Consider the following 18,203-nt stretch of genomic DNA (forward strand, 5'->3'; position numbering starts at 1 on the left):
CCGACTATTGACAAAAGGCAAAAAATCGGTAACAGCCATACTTTCTTTGCAGAAGAACCATTAGTATAAGTAGAATTTGGCATCATTACTCTTAATTTTTTCACAATTAATAAAAAAACGCAAATTAATGATTTTTTAACAAACTCTTCAACTAAAATTGTTAATAGATAAAAATTCCACTTTTCCGGTTTTTAATCTATCGGCTATGCTTGATTTTAAGTAACTTTGTATAAAATAAAGATATATGAAAACCTATAGTGTTTCCATACAGGAAACGTCCAACGATACCATTATAAAGTTTGAGTTAAATCAGTTTATAACCAAGCACCAAAGTTTTGAGTACAACAATATTGACGAGGCCCAACAATCGCCTTTAGCCCAGCAATTATTCTATCTGCCTTTTGTAAAAAAGGTATATATTTCCAGCAATTTTATTGCTGTCGAACGATTTAACATTGTTGCTTGGGAAGATGTTAAAGACGAGGTTGCAGAACAAATCGAAACTTACCTAAACACTGGCGGTGTTGTGGTTAAAGAAACCGAACAAGCCAAAAAAGTACCCGTAACAATTTATGCCGAAAGCACCCCAAACCCAGGCGTTATGAAATTTGTGGGCAACAAAAAACTGGTTTCGGCACCTTTTGAGTTCACCTCTATAGACCAAGCCAAACTTTCGCCTTTAGCCACTGCTTTATTTCATTTTCCTTTTGTAAAAGAAGTGTTTATGGACGAAAACTACGTGTCGGTTTCTAAATATGACGTTGCCGATTGGAACGACATTACCATGGAGCTACGCGAGTTTATTAGAAGCTATATCGAGCAAGGCAAGGACATTCTGCTTCCCGAGGCTCCAGAGTTACTGAACAAAACCAACGAAAAATTAGATGCGAATTTCGAAGCCCTAGACGACATTTCCAAGCAAATTGTTAACATCTTGGAAGAGTACGTAAAACCTGCCGTACAGAGTGATGGTGGAAACATTGTTTTCGACTCTTACGATGCCCAAAGCAAGACCGTTAAGGTTATCTTGCAAGGGGCTTGCAGCGGTTGCCCATCGTCTACATTCACCTTAAAAAACGGCATTGAAAACATGCTTAAGGAAATGCTTAAAGACCAGGTTGCTACAGTTGAAGCCATTAATGGTTGATTGGTGTAATATTTTTTGCTATATTAAATGCGTAACCATAAAAACACATTTTCATGGCAGTATTAAAAGTTATTGAAGTCTTAGCCAACTCTAACGATAGTTGGGAAGACGCCACAAAGAAAGCCGTAAAGGACGCTTCGAAAACCATTAAAAACATTCGATCGGTTTATGTAAACGAACAAAGTGCCGTGGTAAACGGCGATGATGTTGTTGAGTTTCGCGTAAACGTAAAATTAACCTTCGAGGTTAAATAGTCTCCTTAAGGAGCCAAACAAACCAAGTGCTTTAATAAAGCACTTTTTTTGTTCGCTAACACATACATTCGCTTAAACAAAAAACATTTATTTTATAATTAACACTAAAACAAAACAATATGGATAACATGGAAAAATGGGCCGAAAGAGGCATTGCATTTGCATCGGAATACGGTATTAAAATTCTTGGTGCCATTGCCATTTGGCTTATTGGTGCTTGGTTGATTAAAAGAATACTGGGAACCACCAAGGTCATTATGCAAAAACGGGCTTTTGATGAAAGCTTAGAAAAATTTCTAATCAACCTATTGGGGTGGCTACTAAAAATATTGTTGGTGCTTGCCATTTTAGCAAAACTTGGCGTTGAAACGACCTCGTTTGCCGCTATTCTGGCTGCTGCCGGTTTGGCCGTTGGTATGGCTCTTCAAGGTTCGCTATCCAACTTTGCCGGAGGGGTTTTAATCATGATTTTTAAACCCATTAAAATTGGCGATCTTATTGAAGCACAAGGTGAAATAGGCGTTGTAAAAGAAATTGAAATTTTTACAACAAAGCTTACCGGGCTTTCCAACAAAGAAATCATTATCCCTAACGGAGCGCTTTCCAACGGAAACATTGTAAACTACTCCACCGAAGGCACCAGACGTGTTGACCTGGTTTTTGGCGTTGGGTATGATTCTGACATTAAGAAAACCAAAGACGTTTTAATGAATGTCCTAACATCTCACCCTAAAGTATTAAAGGACCCTGCGCCTGCCGTTACGGTACTGGAGTTGGCCGACAGTTCGATTAATTTTGCCACCAGACCATGGTGTAAAACCGAAGATTACTGGACTGTTTATTTTGATGTGACCGAAAACGTTAAAGAAGCCTTAGATGCTGCTGGTATTGAAATTCCTTACCCACATCAAGTTGAAATTCAGAAAAAGGAGTAGGCTGTAGGCTGTAGGCTGTAGGCTGTAGGCTGTAGGCTGTAGGCTGTAGGCAAAAATAAAAGGTTGGTGCTAAACTAAAGTTTGACACCAACCTTTTTATTTTCAGGCTTTGTTACTGCGCTAAACTTTATTTGATTTTAACGCCACAAAATCCTTTAAATAATAAGGTTCAAAATAGGCGACGTCTTCTGTATTGTTTGCTTGGTATTTTTTATACGCAATACCCCCCATCTCGTTTGCAGATGGTAATTTACCCTCTATAAAAATAGCATTAGGGTTATTTATAATGGTTTTCGTTTTTTCAACACCATTCCCTATAAAGTAAACTTTGTCTTTCTTTAAGTACTCCTGAAAGCTATTCTCCTCTAAAACTTCGGCTTTAATCTCACGCGATAAACTAAAATCGGCATTAAAAACGGCCGAATATACTTCCATGCGCCTAGCATCTAGCATGGGAACAATATAGCCGTCTTCAACATTAACTTGTCTTGATAACGACTCCAGTGTTGATACAGCTATTAAAGGTTTTTCTAAAGCATAGGCCAGTCCTTTAGCTGCAGAAACCCCAATACGCAAACCGGTGTAAGAGCCAGGCCCTTTGCTTACCGCTATGGCATCTAGCTGGGATTTTTTTATGTTGTTTTCATGCAAAATACGGTCTATATACACGTGCAATCTTTCGGCATGGGAATAGCCCTTGTCGTAATCTTCAATAACCGCAATGGTTTTTCCTTGTTCTGACAAGGCAACCGAACAATTAGTTGTTGCTGTTTCTATACTTAATATGATGGCCAAGTTATTCTGTTATTGGTTTACCAAGGTAGAAATCTAACACTTTTGTTGTAAAAACAAAATTATATTTCGCATTAATAAGATTGGCTTCAGCATTGACTAACCTATTTCTAACCTGTTCAAATTCAAAAGAATTCATAACTCCAAGATTGTAACTTTCTTGAGCATTTTTAAAGGATTCCTTTTGAGCATCTAAAGACACTTGTGAAGATTCAAACTGTTTAAACGCTGCTTTAGCATCAGCATAGGCTTGTTCAATGGTTGAGCGCAAATCTTGTTTAGCTTGATCTAATGACAATTCTATTCGCTTCTTATTGATCTCTGCTCTGCTGACATTAGCTTTTGTTTGGAATCTGTTAAAAATTGGGATATCTAATCTAAATCCAAAATTATATCCTAAATTGTCTTCAAGTTGTTGCATAAATCCATTATCTACAAGACTTATAGTTGGTGGGTTGGTTGATTGATCAACCACAGCTCTAAGGTCTTTTTGCCCTTGAAAATGCTGATACGATGTCCCCAATCCTGCTCCAAAACTTAAAGTTGGATAATACGCGCTTTTAGCAATATCAACTGACAGTTCAGAAGTTTCAATATCTAATTCGGCTTTTTTTATCTCTGGCCTGTTTTGGATGGCATAGTTGAAAATATCATTAGAGCTTTTATGTTCTACCAAGACTTCAGGAAGACTTAATTCTATATCTTCTACATCAAAACCTTCATTAGATATTTGTAACAATTGTGTTAATCCTAATAATGCTAAATCTAAACTATTTTGAACATTTGTTAGACGCTCCCTATCACTTGCCAACTGCGCTTGAACTTCATAAAGGTCAGCACGAGGTCTTACACCAGCATCTACCAAATCTGATAGTTGCTGAACTTGTTTTTCAGAAATGAGAATCTGCTCTTCAGCTACTTTTAAATTCTCTTTGTTGAGCAAAATATTTAAGTAGGAATTAACAACGTTAACCGAAATATTATCTTTTAAAATATCCAACTGCAATTGGCTTGACTCAATTCCAAGTTTAGCTTGTTGATACACACTAGTTTTTCTAAATCCATTAAACAAGGTAACTCCCGTATTCACACCAAAACTATTCCCTCTTGAGTCAATAGAAACCCTATTACCATCTTGCCCAATAAACGACCCAAAATTCCAATTTTGGGACGCATTGGCACTTAAATTGGGTAAAAAATCACCTTTAGCCGTAATCAGATCTTGATCTGCTATTTCAGTGTCCAACTCTGTTTGTTTGATACTTATATTATTCTCCAGCGCATAGTTTACACAGTCTTCCAATGTCCAGGCTTTTTTATCCTGTGCTTGGATAAAAACAGTACAGAGCGTTGCGAAAACCCATATTAAACTTTTTCTTTTATTCATCTTCATCATTGTCTTCTTTTGATGCTTTATTCCATACTTTTATTTTATCGCCTTCTTTTACTCCATCTACAATCTCTACGTTTATCCCATCGGAAATACCCAGTTCTACATTTTTCTTTTCATAGCTTTTATCGTCTTTTAAAACTTCGACAAATGGTTTTTCGGTAATGCGGTTAAACTGCAACAACGATTCTTTTATCACCAAAACACTGTCTTTGCTTTCCATTTCTATTTCGGCATTGGCACTATAACCGGCTCTAATTTTTGTTGAGCGTTCTACCTCTACATCGGCTTTAACGGTAAACTGTACAGCACCGCTTTCTTCGACACCTTTTGGCGCTACAAATGTTAATTTTGCAGGAAACTCTTTATCGTTAATTGCCCCAAGGACTACTTTTATGGCCTTGCCTTCTTCTAGTTTTCCTACTTCGGCCTCATCAACTTTACCTTCAAAAATCATTTTGCTCATATCGGCAACCATGGCTATGGTTGTTCCTGCATTAAAGTTATTGCTTTGAATAACCTGATCGCCTTCCCGTACGGGAATTTCCAATACGGTACCCGAAATTTGGGCAACAATATTTGTGTTTGCCGAGCTTCCGCCAGAGAGCGACCCGCGCTTAATAATTTGGTAATCGTTTTGCGCCTGGCTTAAGGCTTCTCTTGCTTGGTTTAACGACAGCTCGCTATTCTCGAAATCCTGTTTGGATATCACGCCTTTTTCAAAAAGGGTTTTGTTTCTATCGTACAAGGTTTTGGCATTGTTAAACGACAATTGCGACGATTTAATCCTGCTGCTTGCACTTGCCAAGCTTTGCTCGTTTGGTACAACTCTAATCTTGGCAATTAAATCGCCCTTTTCAACAATATCGCCTTCCTCAACAACAATTTGGTCTACAATACCAGAAATTTGTGGCTTTAGTTCTATTTCTTCTTCGGGGTTTAACTTTCCCGTTGCCACCACTTTTGTTTTTAATGAGGTATAGAAAGGTTCTGCCAGCTTAAATTCCTGTACTGCTTCAGAATTTGAATCCTTAAAATATTTTATCACCCATACAAAAAGTACTAGCAATACAATTCCGATAATGATTTTTAACGTTTTACTCATTTTTTTGGTTGTTTATTCTTCTCTTAATGCTTCAATTGGTTTTACACTTGTGGCTTTAAAGGCTGGTATAAGTCCTATTAGGGTTCCTAAAACCACCAATATAATTAATGCGATAAATACAACAGCTATAGATACCGAGGCATTTACCAGAACAGCATCTTCGCCTTGGCCAAAGAAGGTATCGATGGCTATTAAAATCCACCCGCCTGTCAGGATGCCGAAAAACCCTGCTAGCAGGGTAATAAATACCGCTTCGACAACAATTTGGCGTTTTATTTCGAAAGGTGTGGCGCCTAGGGCACGGCGTACGCCTATTTCTTTAGTGCGCTCCTTAACGGTAATTAACAAAATGTTTCCTATGGCAAAAACTCCTGCAATTAGCGTTGCTATGCCAACAAACCACGTTAAAAACTGCATGCCTATTAAAAAGCCTGTTACCTTGGCAAACTCTTTCCCTAGGTTAAAGCTCCCAAAGGCACGGTTATCTTTTGGATGGATGTGGTTTAGGTTTTTTAAGATAAGCTTGGCATCGTTCTCTATTTGCTCGATATCGTATTCTGCCTTACCTGTTATCATCATCCAGCCTATGTTGTTCCCTTGGTTGTAAATTTGCTGAAAGGTGGTAAAGGGAATGTGCATATCGCTTGTGGGCCCCATATTTACGTTGCCATTTTCAAACATGCCCACAACCTTAAAGTTCATGCCGTTTATTTGCACGTACTCGCCTATCATTTCGGCATCTTTTTCGAACAACTGTTTGTACAGATCTTCTGAAATGACCACTACTTTTCTATTCTCGTCAATATCGGTTTGGTTAATAAACCTACCGCGCATCATTTTTTTCTTCTGAACCTTGTCCAACAAGGGGTAATCGCCGTTTACCATAAAGGTTCCCGAAAGAAAGTTTCTTACCACCGTGGCTTGGTTTTGGTTTCTTGGCACGACAAATTCTATGCCTTCTACATTTTCTTCAACCTTTTTGGCATCGGAAAGTTTTAGCCTAACCTGCCGCCCTTCTTGAAACCCTTTAAAGGGTTTACTGGTGCTTTGCCCCCAAACAAACACACTGTTGGTGGCAAAATTACCAAAGAGTCGATTAAACGAGTTCTCCAATCCTCTTGCCGACCCCAATAACCCAATAAGCAGTAAAATGCCCCACCAGACACCCACCATGGTTAAAATAGACCTTAGTTTATTTTTGCTAAGGCTATCCCACACTTCCTGCCAAGTATCTCTATCGAATAAAAATTTAAACATGCTAATCGTCTCTTAAGGCTACTATGGGTTTTATTTTTGATGCTTTTTTTGCCGGCAGATATCCAGCAATGGCTCCTGCTATAATTAAGGTAATGGTTGCCCCAAAAACCAGTCTTGGGCTTACACTTGGATCTTTTATAAAATAGGTCTCTAGACTAGATCCCACAAGCTCTAGCACGCCTATTCCTAAAACCAGCCCCAACCAACCAGCAATGGCGGTAATAATTATCGATTCCAGTAAAATTATGGATACGATTGCTTTTGGTGGGGCCCCTAAGGCTTTTCTAATGCCTATTTCTTTGGTGCGTTCCTTAACAATAAAAATCATAATGTTACTAATGCCCACCACTCCTGCAATTAAAGTTCCAAAACCAATAACCAGAATAATAACTCCCAACCCAAACGTCATTTGGTTAATAGACTTAGACTCGTTTGCCAAGTTTCTAACCCGTATGGCACGCTGGTCGTTTTGCGAAACCTCAAACCTATCCTTTAGGTCGCGTGTTAGCTCATTGCTAAAAGCGATGGCTTGGTTGTAATTCATTTTTGGGTTGTAGGTTAGGTTTATCTGATCGATATAATCGTTATTACCATAAATGCGCTGGGCTGTGGTAACGGGCATATAAATCATGCGTTCTTCGTTATCGCCGCCATCGTCTGTAAATGTCCCCACCACCTTATATTGAATGCCGTTAAGGTTAATGTATTTTCCTAAAGCGGTTGTTTTTAAAAACAGGTCTTCCTCTACCAAACGACCAATAATCACGTTTTTGGCTCGGTTATCGATATCGAGTTGATTGATGTAACGCCCTTCTTTTATTAAGGTGTTTTCTAAGTACTGATGGTCTGGGTGAACGGCCCTTACGTTGTAGGTATTTTTTTCGTTTCTGAAAGTCGCATTAACGTTTTTATAAATCCTAGCGGTAATGTATTGTACGTTGTCGCCATATGCTTCCTTCACAAAATCGTAATCTTCATTTTTAAATTGAATGCGCCTTCCTGCCTGATGCCCTTTATGCGCTTTGGAGGTCATTCCCGAGAAAATAAAAATAGCGTTATTGGCATCATCTACAAAGGCTTCATCAAAGGTATTGTTAAGCCCGTTGGCAATACCAAAAAGCACAGCAAACAAGAGGATGGCAAAAGCCACGGTAAAGCCCGACAAGACACTTCTTGTGCGGTTTTTATTAATACTCTGAAATATTTCACGCCAAAGGTCCAGATCAAACATGGGCTGCAGCTCTTACTTGTTCTACTCTGGTATCTTCCATAATAACGCCGTCGCGCAATTTTACAACCCGCTTACACATGGCCGCAATATCTTCTTCGTGGGTTACAATTAAAAGGGTTTTGCCTTCGTCGTTTAACTGCTGAAGGAACGCCATAATTTCGTAAGATGTTTTGGTGTCTAGGGCACCTGTTGGCTCATCGGCCAATAGCAGTTTAGGATTTGCTGCCAAGGCTCTAGCAATGGCCACACGCTGCTTTTGCCCTCCAGAAAGCTCGTTAGGCAAATGGTGTGCCCAATCTTTAAGCCCTACCTTTCCTAGGTGAAACAAGGCCTTCTCCGACCGTTCTTTTCTATTCATGCCTTGGTAGTACAAAGGCAACGCCACATTTTCGAGGGCATTTTTGTAGTTGATAAGATTGAACGATTGAAAAATAAACCCCAAGAATTTATTTCTGTAAATGGCGGCTTTTTTTTCGGTAAGGTTTTTAATAGGAACCCCATCTAAGACGTACTCGCCTTCATCGGCCTCGTCTAGCATGCCTATAATATTAAGCAGGGTAGATTTTCCCGAACCCGACGACCCCATAATGGCAACCATTTCGCCTTCTTCTACAGAAAGGTCTATACCTTTTAAAACGTGTAAACTTGAATCGCCTATGGGATAGGACTTGTGAAGTTTGCTTATTTGTAACATATCGTCTTTTTGGTTGATCTTATGGGAAACCCCATGTGTTAGACTTAAATTCGAGGAAAATGTTACACTAAATTTACTTTTTTATGATGGGTTATCTTTTTTTGAGCTGTTAAACTTTTTATAAATAACAACGCCTACAACCGCTACCAGTATATAAGGTACAGCCATAAGGTAAACAATTCCGTTATTTATGCCTTTGGCCGCGCCTTGGCCCTCTTCGCTTTCTAGAACCGCCCTACACATGGCACATTGAGCCTCTGCGGGTAAGGCCATCCAAAGTAATACAAACAATAAAAGCCACTGTTTTTTCATGGGATTAATAATAAGGTGATATCATAATATAAACCATAACGCCAGATACTGCCACATACAGCCACAACGGAAATGTAATGCGTGCAATTTTTTTGTGCCGCTCGAAATTACCTGTTATCGCCCTTACGTAGGTAATAAGCACAAAAGGGATTATGACAATCGATAAGATTATGTGCGTGATTAAAATAATGAAATACAGGTATTTTAAAACCCCTTCGCCGCCGTATTTTGTCGAGTCGCTGGTCATGTGGTAAGCCACATACATAACTAAAAAGGCTACAGACAAAGCCAATGCGGTTTTAATTAACCTTTCGTGTAAAACCACTTTCTTGTTGCGTATGGCCCAAAAAGCTGCAACCAATAATATGGCTGTTATGGCGTTGGTGGTTGCATAAATGGGAGGTAAAAATGTTAACGGTTCTGCATTAGGAATTTTTATCCCAAACAATGCCGCAACGGCCAAAGGGATTATTACCGACAACACAACAATCCATTTGTTATACTTCTTTTCGGCGTTTATGTTTTCTGCGTTACTCATTAAGTAGTTTTTTAATGTCTTCTTTTAGCATGGTTATCTCCTCGCCCTGCCCATCTTCATCTACTTTCTCCTCTATACTGGTTACGCCTGAATAAAATATTTTAGGATTTCCAAAGTGATCGCGTCTGGAGCGGATGAATCCGTTTTTATCGATTAGGGCAAAATTCCCCGAATGCTCAAACCCGCCTTCTACATTAGGGTTTTCTCCAGCGTAGATGTTAAACCCTATGTTTGCCAAGTTGTAAATGGCTTCTTTTTCTCCGGTCATTAAATGCCAATTGGGGCTTGTAATGCCATACTGTTCGGCATAGGCTTTTAGAACCTCTTGGGTGTCGTGCTCTGGGTTTATTGTGAATGACGCTATACCAAAATCCTCATTAGCTTGAAAGGCCTTTTGAACATGAACCAAATTGCGGTTCATTCGTGGGCAAATGGTTGGGCAGGTTGTAAAGAAAAACTCGACAACATAAACTTTACCCAAATAGTCTTTTTCTGTAATGGTATCGCCGTTTTGATTAACAAATGTAAAGGCAGGGACTTGCTTTTTTTCACCATTAATTTCCAGGAATGTCAATGCAGTTTCGTTAGAGAAGTTATTGTCCTGCTCTTGGGTCATTCGATCGCTTCTGGTAATGTCGTTATTCTTAATTCTATCAACAATTTTTGGTATAAAAATGATGCCAAAAACCAGAATGATAAAGGCCACCCCTACATAAGAATATTTTGTTTTCTTGCTCATACTATTGCTTTATGTCGTTTTCGCGACGTGATGTTGAATTAAAGTTCCCTTTGCGTTTTTGCCTGTATTCTGTAAACAATATGCGCAAATCTTCGCTCATTTTGTTTTTTATTTCTGCTACCTTAATGGTGTTGTACGACAACAACGGATATGTGGGTTCGTTTTTTTCTATTTCGCGGTCTTCCCTATCGTCTAGGCGCCCTCTTTGGTCTTTATTCTTATCTACAATAAAAACGTGTTGTGTGGCCAATGTACTATCCAAGTTTAACGTTGTTTTAAGGCTTTTATAAAGCGCGCTTATTTGTTCTTGGTTGCCATATACCAAATGAAGGTGTTCTAAACTTTCGTAAGTCGCAACTTCTGTTCTTAGCTTTTGGCCTTCAGCTTCGCTGCCTGTTTCTAACACAAACACGATTTGAAAGTTTTTAAAGCCTTTAAACTTATCGTAGATTAGCTCTTTTAGGTTTAGTGTTTCTACCAGCTTATCCATGGGCTTGTTTCCTAAAAAAGCTAGGACGGTTAAGTGCCCTTCTAGCACAACCGGGGTTTTCGACTGAAAGCCGTCTAGTTCTACCACCTGAGTTTTAACCACATCGAGGGTGGTGTAATTATGTTTTGCAGGATATAAAAAAAGCAAGAACATAACCGGAAGGAAAAACAAAATACTAAGGACGATATACTTTTTATAGGGCGATAATTTCATAAGTGCAAAAATAAAAAAAGACGGTTTAAAAACCGTCTTTTAATATCTATTTAACGTAGTCGTTAAAAATCTTGTTTTACAAATCCGTTAGAGAAAACGCCTTGTACGTAGTCGCCTTCTTGCAGGAGGATGAAAATTAAATAACAAATTAAGAAAACACTTGTCCATACCACGGCTCTTCTTAGGCCTTTGGTTTCATCTCTCATGTGCATAAAGTCCCAAGTAATGTAATATGCTTTAACTATGGTTAGGATAATAAAAATCCAGTTTAAAAGCTTCATGCCAATAAACTTGGCGTTTAAAGCGTCTGGTTTATAAATTCCTAAAACGACTTCTACTGCGGTTACAATGGTTAATAGGATTAATACGCCCCATATTTTTTGGGTGTTCGATTTAAATTTAATTAAACCTCTTAATATTTCAAGTTTATGTGCGTGTGCCATGTGTTGTTTTTTTAATCGCTTTAAATTAAACTAAATAGAAGAATGTAAATACAAATACCCATACCAAATCTACAAAGTGCCAGTAAAGTCCAACTTTTTCTACCATTTCGTAGCTATTTCTTCGCTCGTAGGTTCCTAAAATAACATTAAAGAATATAATAATGTTAATTATAACCCCTGTAAGTACGTGAAACCCGTGGAATCCGGTAATAAAGAAGAAGAAATCTGCAAATAATGGCGAACCGTATTCGTTTACATGCAGGTTAGCACCTTCTACTACAGCCTTACCATTTGTGGTTAATTGTTTTATAGATTCAGCTCTAGACAACACGGTTTTCTTACCATCTTCTGTAAGTTGTTGTGTTCTTATCAGAATGTTGCTATTTGCTTCGAAACCTTTTATAACTTCGTCCAGCGTATAGGTTGTTAGCGACTCGTTATCGGTGTACCAAATACCACTTTTACGTTGGTCTTCTACCCGTACTTTATGCTCGTTTACAATAGCAAAATCCTTTAAGGCTACACGTTTCCCATCGGTATCTACAAACTGTAAAATGTTTCCGCCATTGGTTTGAACGGCACCATAGTCGCCTTTAATAAACGTTGCCCATTCCCAAGCTTGCGACCCTACGAAGATTACCCCGCCTATTATGGTTAAAAACATGTAAAAGGTAACCTTGGCCTTATTCATTTTATGTCCTGCATCTACGGCTAATACCATGGTTACAGACGACATAATTAAGATAAAGGTCATAAAGGCCACATAAATCATGGGTAATTCCTGACCGTGTAAAAACGGAACGTGCGTAAACACCTCATCGGCTATTGGCCATGATTCTATAAACTTAAATCTAGAAAATCCGTAGGCCGCTAAAAAACCTGAAAACGTTAATGCATCCGACAAAATGAAGAACCACATCATCATTTTACCATAGCTTGCTTTTAACGGTTCGTTTCCGCCACCCCAAGTTTTAGTTTCGGTTCCAGTATTTACAACTGTAGTGTCCATATAATTGGTTTAGTTATTAAAAGTTGCACAAAAATAATCAATTTATTCATCTAAAGAAATATGAAGTTTCTAATTTTTCCTTCAACACTTGGCTTAAGCCCCTAAGGTGTTGCATACCAACGCAGCCTAATTGCTAAAATTAGCTGAGGTAATTCAGGAATAAAAACAGAAATAACCAAAGAATATCAACAAAATGCCAATAGGTTGCAGACAAGTCGATTCCCAACATATTGCTTGCCGAATATTTTTGTTTAAAATGATTATAAATTACTATTGAAATTGAAATAAGCCCCACAAGCAGGTGTAAAATGTGTACAAAGGCTATAATGTACACAAAGCTCATGGTTACATTACTGGTTGGACCAGTAAACCTATACCCAAGGTCTATTATTTGTCCAAAGCCAACAAACTGCATAAAAACAAAGGCCAAGCCTAACGCTAATGTGGCCAATAACAGGGTTGTTGCCATAGGTCTTTTACCTTGCTTAACGGCGCGTTTGGCCATAAAAAAGGTTATGCTACTAAGTATTATAATTACCGTACTGGTTATAAAGGCTTTTGGCAAGGCAAAATCGGTTAGCCAATCTGGCCTAGAGCTACTCACTACCACGGCACTCGTTAAACCGGCAAACGACATGGTTAGGGAAATGATCCCGAACCAAAGCATCATTTTTTTTGCTCTAATATTTTTTTCTTCGTTTGTTCCTTGAGTTAAATCCATAAGTCTCTTAAAAATTTATCGGCCACATACACAATTTGCAGCAATGTAATATAAGAAACGCTTGCCAGCATAAGCTTTTTGGCTGCAATGGCACTCATTTCTTTAAATAACCTAAAGGCAAAATAAACCATTGCCAATCCTAAAAGCCCAACAACAACTGCTGCTATGGGCGAGAGGTAGAGTTTTCCTGTAAATCCAAAAACCGGGATGATGGATACGAGTACGGTCCAAATGGTATACATAATGGTTTGTACGGCAGTTCCCCTATCGCGTTTTCCTGTTGGAAGCATAAAAAAGCCTCCTTTTTTATAATCGTCGTACAAAAACCAACCTATGGCCCAAAAATGCGGAAATTGCCAAAAAAACTGAATGGCAAATAAGGTGCCTGGCTCAATGCCAAAATTATTTGTTGCGGCAACCCACCCTAACATAAACGGGATGGCCCCTGGAATGGCGCCAACAAACACAGCCAATGGGGTTTTGGTTTTTAAAGGGGTGTAAACACTGGTGTATAAAAAAATAGAAATAGCCCCAAACATCGCCGTTTTGGGGTTAATAGTATACAAAATACCTATGCCTAAAATTGTAAAAATAACGGCTATAATAAAAGCGGTATTAACCGTCATTCTGCCTGCGGGAATGGGCCTGTTTTTGGTACGATCCATTAGCACATCTAAATCCCTCTCTATAATTTGGTTAAAAGCATTCGATGCCCCCACCATAAAATAGCCTCCTAAGGCCAAAAGCAAAAGGATTTTTAACGACACCTGGTCTGCGCCCAGTAAATACCCTGCAACAGAAGAAAACACCACACTTAGGGACAGCCCCATTTTGGTTATTTCCTTAAAATCTGAAACAATTGTATGTTGTTTTATTGAAGTTTCTATAACAGCCAAAGTTAATCTGTACTTAGTCGCCAAAATAGCGACTGCAAAGATACTTTGAAAAGTTTATATTACAAATCGAAATACCAATTAAAAAGGCTGGTTCTTAAACCCAGGTTAAACCAAACGGTGTTGCTCTCGAAGGTTGTATTGGTTTGTGCATCAGGATTAAAGTTTCTAAACGTTATATCGGCAAACAACTGTAAGTTTGATGATGGGTTAACAATATAACCGGCTTGCAAATTGGCAAAAAGCGATGTCGCTTTATTGCCTTGCCCTATGGTAACGCCTGTATCGGAAGGTCTTTCGTTGTAGTCTCTAAAAATATCGCCCCCATAACTATAATTATCGGTACCATCGTTAAAATCTAAGCCTCTTTCTCCAAAGACAACTTTAGCATTGGCAAACCAACGCTTGTAATAATAGCGCCCTATTAATACAGCTTCGCTAAAATTAGCGCCCCAAAGGTGGGCCATAGATTGGTTGGCATGCCCATAATTTAAGGCAATGGTATTATGCGAATAGGTATATGGCCTAATCCTGTTATACTCGGCCTGCAGGTAGAGGTTCTTTACCTTAAAGGCATCGTAGTATTTAACCCCCAATTGGTAGCCATACTTATTTTTCCAGCTTTTTTCGCCTCCCGTAATATCGCTTTTAGAAAACTCGTCTAGCACAAACTGCCCATACACATTTACCCGGTCGCTTAATTTATATTTTGCCGACATGCCCAAAATGGCGTTCCCGGCATCTTGCCCGGTTTCAAACTCTATAGCCCTGTAAAAAATAATGGGGTTAATGTAATTTATATCGAACGAACGGTTTTCGGTCTTGGCCCAAATTACAGACTCAAAAAAACCAATGTTCAAGCGTTTTGTAGCATTCCAACTTAAAAAATGCGTGGCCATGTACTTGTTTAAATACGCCCCATTAGCATCTACAACATCTGGCCTAACGTCCCGCAACCACATCCAAGTATTGGTATATTTAATTTTCCAAAATGTGGTGTTCAATTTAAAATACGTCGATGGGCTAGCCACATCACTTATAAATAGCGAACGGTAACCATCGCCAATAAAATTTTTGCCATGGCCCAATTGCACATTTAAGAAATTTGCGGGCGAATAAGACAGATAGGCTTCGGCCACTGGATAATCGAACCCACGATCTTTAAAGGCTTTTGCTATGCCACGCCCGGGGACTACCCCTGCTTCGTCGGCAGCCTTTATCGAAATTGCATATTGGTTATAATACTGTGCAAATCGCCCTTGACTTTCGTAAACTGCTGTAAAGAAATTAAATTTTTTCCCTAGGCCGCCCTGCACATATAGTCCTCTTGTGTTGTTGTAGGTAGAGCTAAAATCGGTATCGGTATCTTTTCCTACTTCTAAATCGAAAATAGGATCTACCGTAAACCAATAGTGTTTGGATTGCACCCGTACCAGATGCTCGTTCCATAATTTTCGTCCAAGCAATGAAGACCTATCCTCCAGCAGGGTTTCTTTTTCCGCTTTAAAGTCGTAGTAATTAGAAACATCGCTATACAACAATGGTTTAGATGCCGTGTGGGCATTTGTACCAACAAGGTTGATGCTTTTATCAAATTTGGCGTAATAACTATGCGTAAACGGAATATTCAGCTCGCTTGTTAATGCCTTTTGTGTGTAAGGCACAAGCTTTAAACCCACGCTATCGTATTGTGTTTTGGCAGCTTTTTCTAAAGCTGTTAACCCGAGGTTATTTCCGTTTACACGGTCTACAGAAACACTTTTAGCAACTGTTTGATCTTGTAATGGTATTTTAATCACCACCGAATACTGCTTAAAAACAGGATTCCCGTTATACGTCGCTGGTTGTATTTTTGGCAATTCTGAAAAGACTCTTTTGGCTTCTTCTTTTAATGCCTCGTATATGGCATCGACATAAATCACACGAAATTCCCCCTCTTGATCCACTTCGAACAATATGGCCATATCGCCTTTATAATCGTTCTTAACAACATCTGGCAGTTTAAATGTTTTAAATACATGCCCCAAGATTTGATTGTCGAAACAGAGTTTGATGTCTGCAACGGCCGCATCCTCACATGCTGGAAACACGGGCGGCTTTTCGTATAGCTGGGATTGAGAAAACGACAGAGCGCTAAATAGTAACAGGAACAAAAAACAACATGACTTCATGTTAAAGAGATAGGTTAATTTGGTTTGAAAGATACTATTTTTTTAAGAATGGCTCTAAAAAAAAGCCGTTGTCTCGAAACAAGGGCTTTTAAAAAATTTAGGGCAATGCGATTCGTTTTTTACGTGAAACATCATTGACAAACCATAAATAACCGCAACCGGTGTTTTATCTTGTTTCCCAGGCTGCATGTGGGGCAACTTACCGATAACCCGTTTTGCTTCTTCATCTAACAAAAAAACGTCCCGATGCTTGGGCATCGGGACGTTTTTTTTATGCGTTATTTTGCCTTAGGGCATTTTAGTCTTGTACCTGGAATTTAATTGGTAAATAATATGGTACTCTTACAGCTTTACCTCTTTGTTTACCTGGCTCCATTTGTGGTAGCATACCTACTACACGTCTGGCTTCTTCTTCTAATTTTGGGTGTGGTGCTCTAGATCTTACATCAACAATCTTTCCTGTTTTATCTATTTTAAAGAACACGCTAATTTTCTGTACACCGCTTAACCCTAAATCACCTGCTAGATCGGTATTGAATTTTCTTGCGATAAACTTGTTTATTTTCTCGTTCATACAAGCTTTCTTTTGCTCGTTGGTTCCTTTTTCACAACCTGGGAAAACTGGTACGTTTTCAATAACGGCAAACGGTACTTCAATATCTTCTTCTACTTCTTCTACCTCTACTTCTTCTACCTCAACGATTTCTTCTTCTTGGCTCGTTTCGGTAGACTCGATTACGGTTTCTTCTACTTCTTCCTCATCTTCAACAACCTCGATAACCTCTGGTGCTGCTGGTGGTGGTGGTGGTGGGGGTGGCGTTTGTATTTGCTCTGTGATTGGAATTTCTTCTTCCAACTCCTCCTCCATATCCAGTTTTCCTATATCAATGCTCTCTTTGTCATAGGTTTTATAGTTAATAGCATAGTTTGTTAAAAATAACATTAATGCTAAACCTACGGCAAAGTACAATGAACTGTTTCTTCCTACGTTCGCTTTTGAATTCTTCTTAGGTTCCATAAATTGTTGTTTTTCCAGATTGCTAAAATAACCATTTATTTGGTAATAAAGCAAGCGATTAATATTTTTTAACGAGTCCCAAAACTTGACTTAGCCAACAATAAAAGCGCTAAAAACGCCCCCGATATGTTCGATACAATATCCCAGAAATCGAAACTTCGGGATGTGGTTAAGGTCATTTGTAAAACCTCAATAATTATACCAAAAATCACAGCGACCACAACGGCCATTAACAAAGCGCGCTTTTTTGGCAAACTAAAGTTAAAAAACAAGGCTCTTACCCATAAAACCGTTAGTACAAAATATGCTGTAAAATGAAATATTTTGTCGCTAAATTTTGGCGTAACATCTTTTATGTTGCCCAAATCTAAACTTACTAGGCTTATTACAGTTAAAAAAACGGTATAACAAACCGCTAAAAGAGCTGGTTGTTTTTTAAGCACCTATTAAGTCCTTGTACTGCTCTGGATCTAGTAGTGCTTCAATTTGTGAGGCATCAGAAATTTTAACCTTAATCATCCAGCCATCACCATAAGGATCGGCGTTTACTTTTTCGGGTTCGTCCTCTAGAATTTCGTTAAACGCTACGATTTCGCCAGATAAAGGCAAATACAAATCAGATACTGTTTTAACAGCTTCTACTGTACCAAAAACCTCTTCAATGTCTAAGGTTTCGTCTACGGTTTCTACCTCAACATAAACAATATCACCTAGCTCGCTTTGCGCAAAATCGGTAATTCCTATAGTCGCTACATCACCTTCTATTTTAACCCACTCGTGGTCTTTGGTGTATTTTAAATTTGATGGAATATTCATTGGTTTTATTATTTTATATTTTTCAGCAAATGTAT

At 38.7% G+C, this 18,203-nt stretch carries 21 protein-coding genes; 3 read left to right on the forward strand and 18 right to left on the reverse strand.

All coding sequences use genetic code 11. The features are described 5' to 3' along the window. Positions 1-244: 244 nt before the first annotated feature. The 3 genes from IA57_RS02935 (at position 245) to IA57_RS02945 (ending at position 2,336) form a co-directional block, all read left to right on the forward strand. Positions 245-1,147, forward strand: coding sequence for a NifU family protein (locus IA57_RS02935; RefSeq protein ID WP_036119034.1), 903 nt, complete (start codon positions 245-247; stop codon positions 1,145-1,147). A 53-nt stretch (positions 1,148-1,200) separates the two neighbouring features. Then, positions 1,201-1,401, forward strand: coding sequence for a dodecin family protein (locus tag IA57_RS02940; RefSeq protein WP_036119035.1), 201 nt, complete (start codon positions 1,201-1,203; stop codon positions 1,399-1,401). A 119-nt stretch (positions 1,402-1,520) separates the two neighbouring features. After that, positions 1,521-2,336 (forward strand): mechanosensitive ion channel family protein, encoded by an 816-nt coding sequence (locus tag IA57_RS02945; protein WP_036119036.1) that lies wholly within the window; start codon positions 1,521-1,523, stop codon positions 2,334-2,336. A 120-nt stretch (positions 2,337-2,456) separates the two neighbouring features. Here the strand turns inward: IA57_RS02945 and tsaB are convergent, their stop codons facing one another. From tsaB to gcvH, 18 genes are all read right to left on the reverse strand, one after another. Beyond that, complete coding sequence (gene tsaB / locus IA57_RS02950; protein WP_036119038.1) at positions 2,457-3,131, reverse strand: tRNA (adenosine(37)-N6)-threonylcarbamoyltransferase complex dimerization subunit type 1 TsaB; 675 nt, start codon at positions 3,129-3,131, stop codon at positions 2,457-2,459. Position 3,132: 1 nt separating this feature from the next. Then, the gene (locus IA57_RS02955) at positions 3,133-4,515 is read right to left on the reverse strand and encodes a TolC family protein (protein ID WP_036119476.1); all 1,383 of its coding nucleotides are present in this window, start codon (positions 4,513-4,515) and stop codon (positions 3,133-3,135) included. Continuing rightward, positions 4,508-5,623 (reverse strand): efflux RND transporter periplasmic adaptor subunit, encoded by a 1,116-nt coding sequence (locus tag IA57_RS02960; protein WP_036119039.1) that lies wholly within the window; start codon positions 5,621-5,623, stop codon positions 4,508-4,510. Before IA57_RS02960 ends, IA57_RS02955 begins: the two co-directional genes overlap by 8 nt. 12 nt (positions 5,624-5,635) lie before the next feature. Further along, positions 5,636-6,880 carry an ABC transporter permease gene (locus IA57_RS02965; RefSeq protein WP_036119040.1) on the reverse strand — a complete coding sequence of 415 codons (1,245 nt, stop codon included), beginning with the start codon at positions 6,878-6,880 and terminating at the stop codon, positions 5,636-5,638. A gap of 1 nt (position 6,881) precedes the next feature. Further along, complete coding sequence (locus tag IA57_RS02970) at positions 6,882-8,111, reverse strand: ABC transporter permease (RefSeq protein WP_036119041.1); 1,230 nt, start codon at positions 8,109-8,111, stop codon at positions 6,882-6,884. Then, complete coding sequence (locus IA57_RS02975; RefSeq protein ID WP_036119042.1) at positions 8,104-8,805, reverse strand: ABC transporter ATP-binding protein; 702 nt, start codon at positions 8,803-8,805, stop codon at positions 8,104-8,106. Before IA57_RS02975 ends, IA57_RS02970 begins: the two co-directional genes overlap by 8 nt. 81 nt (positions 8,806-8,886) lie before the next feature. Beyond that, a complete protein-coding gene (locus tag IA57_RS02980; protein ID WP_036119043.1) occupies positions 8,887-9,117 on the reverse strand; it encodes a hypothetical protein in 231 nt (76 codons plus the stop codon). 4 nt (positions 9,118-9,121) lie between these two features. Then, entirely contained in the window at positions 9,122-9,655 is a 534-nt protein-coding gene (locus tag IA57_RS02985) for a DUF420 domain-containing protein (RefSeq protein ID WP_036119044.1), read from the reverse strand. Continuing rightward, the gene (locus IA57_RS02990) at positions 9,648-10,394 is read right to left on the reverse strand and encodes an SCO family protein (RefSeq protein ID WP_036119045.1); all 747 of its coding nucleotides are present in this window, start codon (positions 10,392-10,394) and stop codon (positions 9,648-9,650) included. The genes IA57_RS02985 and IA57_RS02990 overlap by 8 nt, the downstream gene beginning before the upstream one ends. 1 nt (position 10,395) lies before the next feature. Then, positions 10,396-11,097 carry a hypothetical protein gene (locus tag IA57_RS02995; RefSeq protein WP_036119046.1) on the reverse strand — a complete coding sequence of 234 codons (702 nt, stop codon included), beginning with the start codon at positions 11,095-11,097 and terminating at the stop codon, positions 10,396-10,398. Between the two features lie 62 nt (positions 11,098-11,159). Next, positions 11,160-11,540, reverse strand: a complete 381-nt coding sequence (locus IA57_RS03000) for a cytochrome C oxidase subunit IV family protein (protein ID WP_036119047.1) — start codon at positions 11,538-11,540, stop codon at positions 11,160-11,162. Between the two features lie 25 nt (positions 11,541-11,565). Next, positions 11,566-12,549 carry a cytochrome c oxidase subunit 3 gene (locus IA57_RS03005; protein WP_036119048.1) on the reverse strand — a complete coding sequence of 328 codons (984 nt, stop codon included), beginning with the start codon at positions 12,547-12,549 and terminating at the stop codon, positions 11,566-11,568. A gap of 139 nt (positions 12,550-12,688) precedes the next feature. After that, positions 12,689-13,270: a cytochrome c oxidase subunit 3 gene (locus tag IA57_RS03010; RefSeq protein WP_036119050.1), complete on the reverse strand. Its 582-nt coding sequence runs from the start codon at positions 13,268-13,270 to the stop codon at positions 12,689-12,691. Further along, positions 13,261-14,166 carry a heme o synthase gene (gene cyoE, locus IA57_RS03015; RefSeq protein WP_036119052.1) on the reverse strand — a complete coding sequence of 302 codons (906 nt, stop codon included), beginning with the start codon at positions 14,164-14,166 and terminating at the stop codon, positions 13,261-13,263. The genes IA57_RS03010 and cyoE overlap by 10 nt, the downstream gene beginning before the upstream one ends. 59 nt (positions 14,167-14,225) lie before the next feature. Then, a complete protein-coding gene (locus tag IA57_RS03020; protein WP_036119054.1) occupies positions 14,226-16,334 on the reverse strand; it encodes a hypothetical protein in 2,109 nt (702 codons plus the stop codon). Between the two features lie 298 nt (positions 16,335-16,632). After that, the gene (locus IA57_RS03030) at positions 16,633-17,352 is read right to left on the reverse strand and encodes an energy transducer TonB (RefSeq protein ID WP_036119479.1); all 720 of its coding nucleotides are present in this window, start codon (positions 17,350-17,352) and stop codon (positions 16,633-16,635) included. Positions 17,353-17,420: 68 nt separating this feature from the next. Beyond that, entirely contained in the window at positions 17,421-17,717 is a 297-nt protein-coding gene (locus IA57_RS03035) for a VanZ family protein (RefSeq protein WP_160171681.1), read from the reverse strand. A 70-nt stretch (positions 17,718-17,787) separates the two neighbouring features. After that, positions 17,788-18,168 carry a glycine cleavage system protein GcvH gene (gene gcvH / locus IA57_RS03040; RefSeq protein ID WP_036119057.1) on the reverse strand — a complete coding sequence of 127 codons (381 nt, stop codon included), beginning with the start codon at positions 18,166-18,168 and terminating at the stop codon, positions 17,788-17,790. Positions 18,169-18,203 lie beyond the last annotated feature (35 nt).

The organism is Mangrovimonas yunxiaonensis, assembly GCF_000733475.1.
Lineage (GTDB): Bacteria > Bacteroidota > Bacteroidia > Flavobacteriales > Flavobacteriaceae > Mangrovimonas > Mangrovimonas yunxiaonensis.

Bases quoted from the DNA above. Each gene is read 5' to 3' on its own strand.
- IA57_RS02990 (WP_036119045.1), bottom strand. From the start codon at position 10,394: ATGAGCAAGAAAACAAAATATTCTTATGTAGGGGTGGCCTTTATCATT.
- IA57_RS02985 (WP_036119044.1), bottom strand. From the start codon at position 9,655: ATGAGTAACGCAGAAAACATAAACGCCGAAAAGAAGTATAACAAATGG.
- IA57_RS02965 (WP_036119040.1), bottom strand. From the start codon at position 6,880: ATGTTTAAATTTTTATTCGATAGAGATACTTGGCAGGAAGTGTGGGAT.
- IA57_RS02970 (WP_036119041.1), bottom strand. From the start codon at position 8,111: ATGTTTGATCTGGACCTTTGGCGTGAAATATTTCAGAGTATTAATAAA.
- IA57_RS03000 (WP_036119047.1), bottom strand. From the start codon at position 11,540: ATGGCACACGCACATAAACTTGAAATATTAAGAGGTTTAATTAAATTT.
- IA57_RS02940 (WP_036119035.1), top strand. From the start codon at position 1,201: ATGGCAGTATTAAAAGTTATTGAAGTCTTAGCCAACTCTAACGATAGT.
- IA57_RS03005 (WP_036119048.1), bottom strand. From the start codon at position 12,549: ATGGACACTACAGTTGTAAATACTGGAACCGAAACTAAAACTTGGGGT.
- IA57_RS02975 (WP_036119042.1), bottom strand. From the start codon at position 8,805: ATGTTACAAATAAGCAAACTTCACAAGTCCTATCCCATAGGCGATTCA.
- IA57_RS02955 (WP_036119476.1), bottom strand. From the start codon at position 4,515: ATGAATAAAAGAAAAAGTTTAATATGGGTTTTCGCAACGCTCTGTACT.
- IA57_RS02995 (WP_036119046.1), bottom strand. From the start codon at position 11,097: ATGAAATTATCGCCCTATAAAAAGTATATCGTCCTTAGTATTTTGTTT.
- IA57_RS02960 (WP_036119039.1), bottom strand. From the start codon at position 5,623: ATGAGTAAAACGTTAAAAATCATTATCGGAATTGTATTGCTAGTACTT.
- IA57_RS02935 (WP_036119034.1), top strand. From the start codon at position 245: ATGAAAACCTATAGTGTTTCCATACAGGAAACGTCCAACGATACCATT.
- IA57_RS03030 (WP_036119479.1), bottom strand. From the start codon at position 17,352: ATGGAACCTAAGAAGAATTCAAAAGCGAACGTAGGAAGAAACAGTTCA.
- IA57_RS03020 (WP_036119054.1), bottom strand. From the start codon at position 16,334: ATGAAGTCATGTTGTTTTTTGTTCCTGTTACTATTTAGCGCTCTGTCG.
- IA57_RS02945 (WP_036119036.1), top strand. From the start codon at position 1,521: ATGGATAACATGGAAAAATGGGCCGAAAGAGGCATTGCATTTGCATCG.
- IA57_RS03010 (WP_036119050.1), bottom strand. From the start codon at position 13,270: ATGGATTTAACTCAAGGAACAAACGAAGAAAAAAATATTAGAGCAAAA.
- IA57_RS02980 (WP_036119043.1), bottom strand. From the start codon at position 9,117: ATGAAAAAACAGTGGCTTTTATTGTTTGTATTACTTTGGATGGCCTTA.
- gcvH (WP_036119057.1), bottom strand. From the start codon at position 18,168: ATGAATATTCCATCAAATTTAAAATACACCAAAGACCACGAGTGGGTT.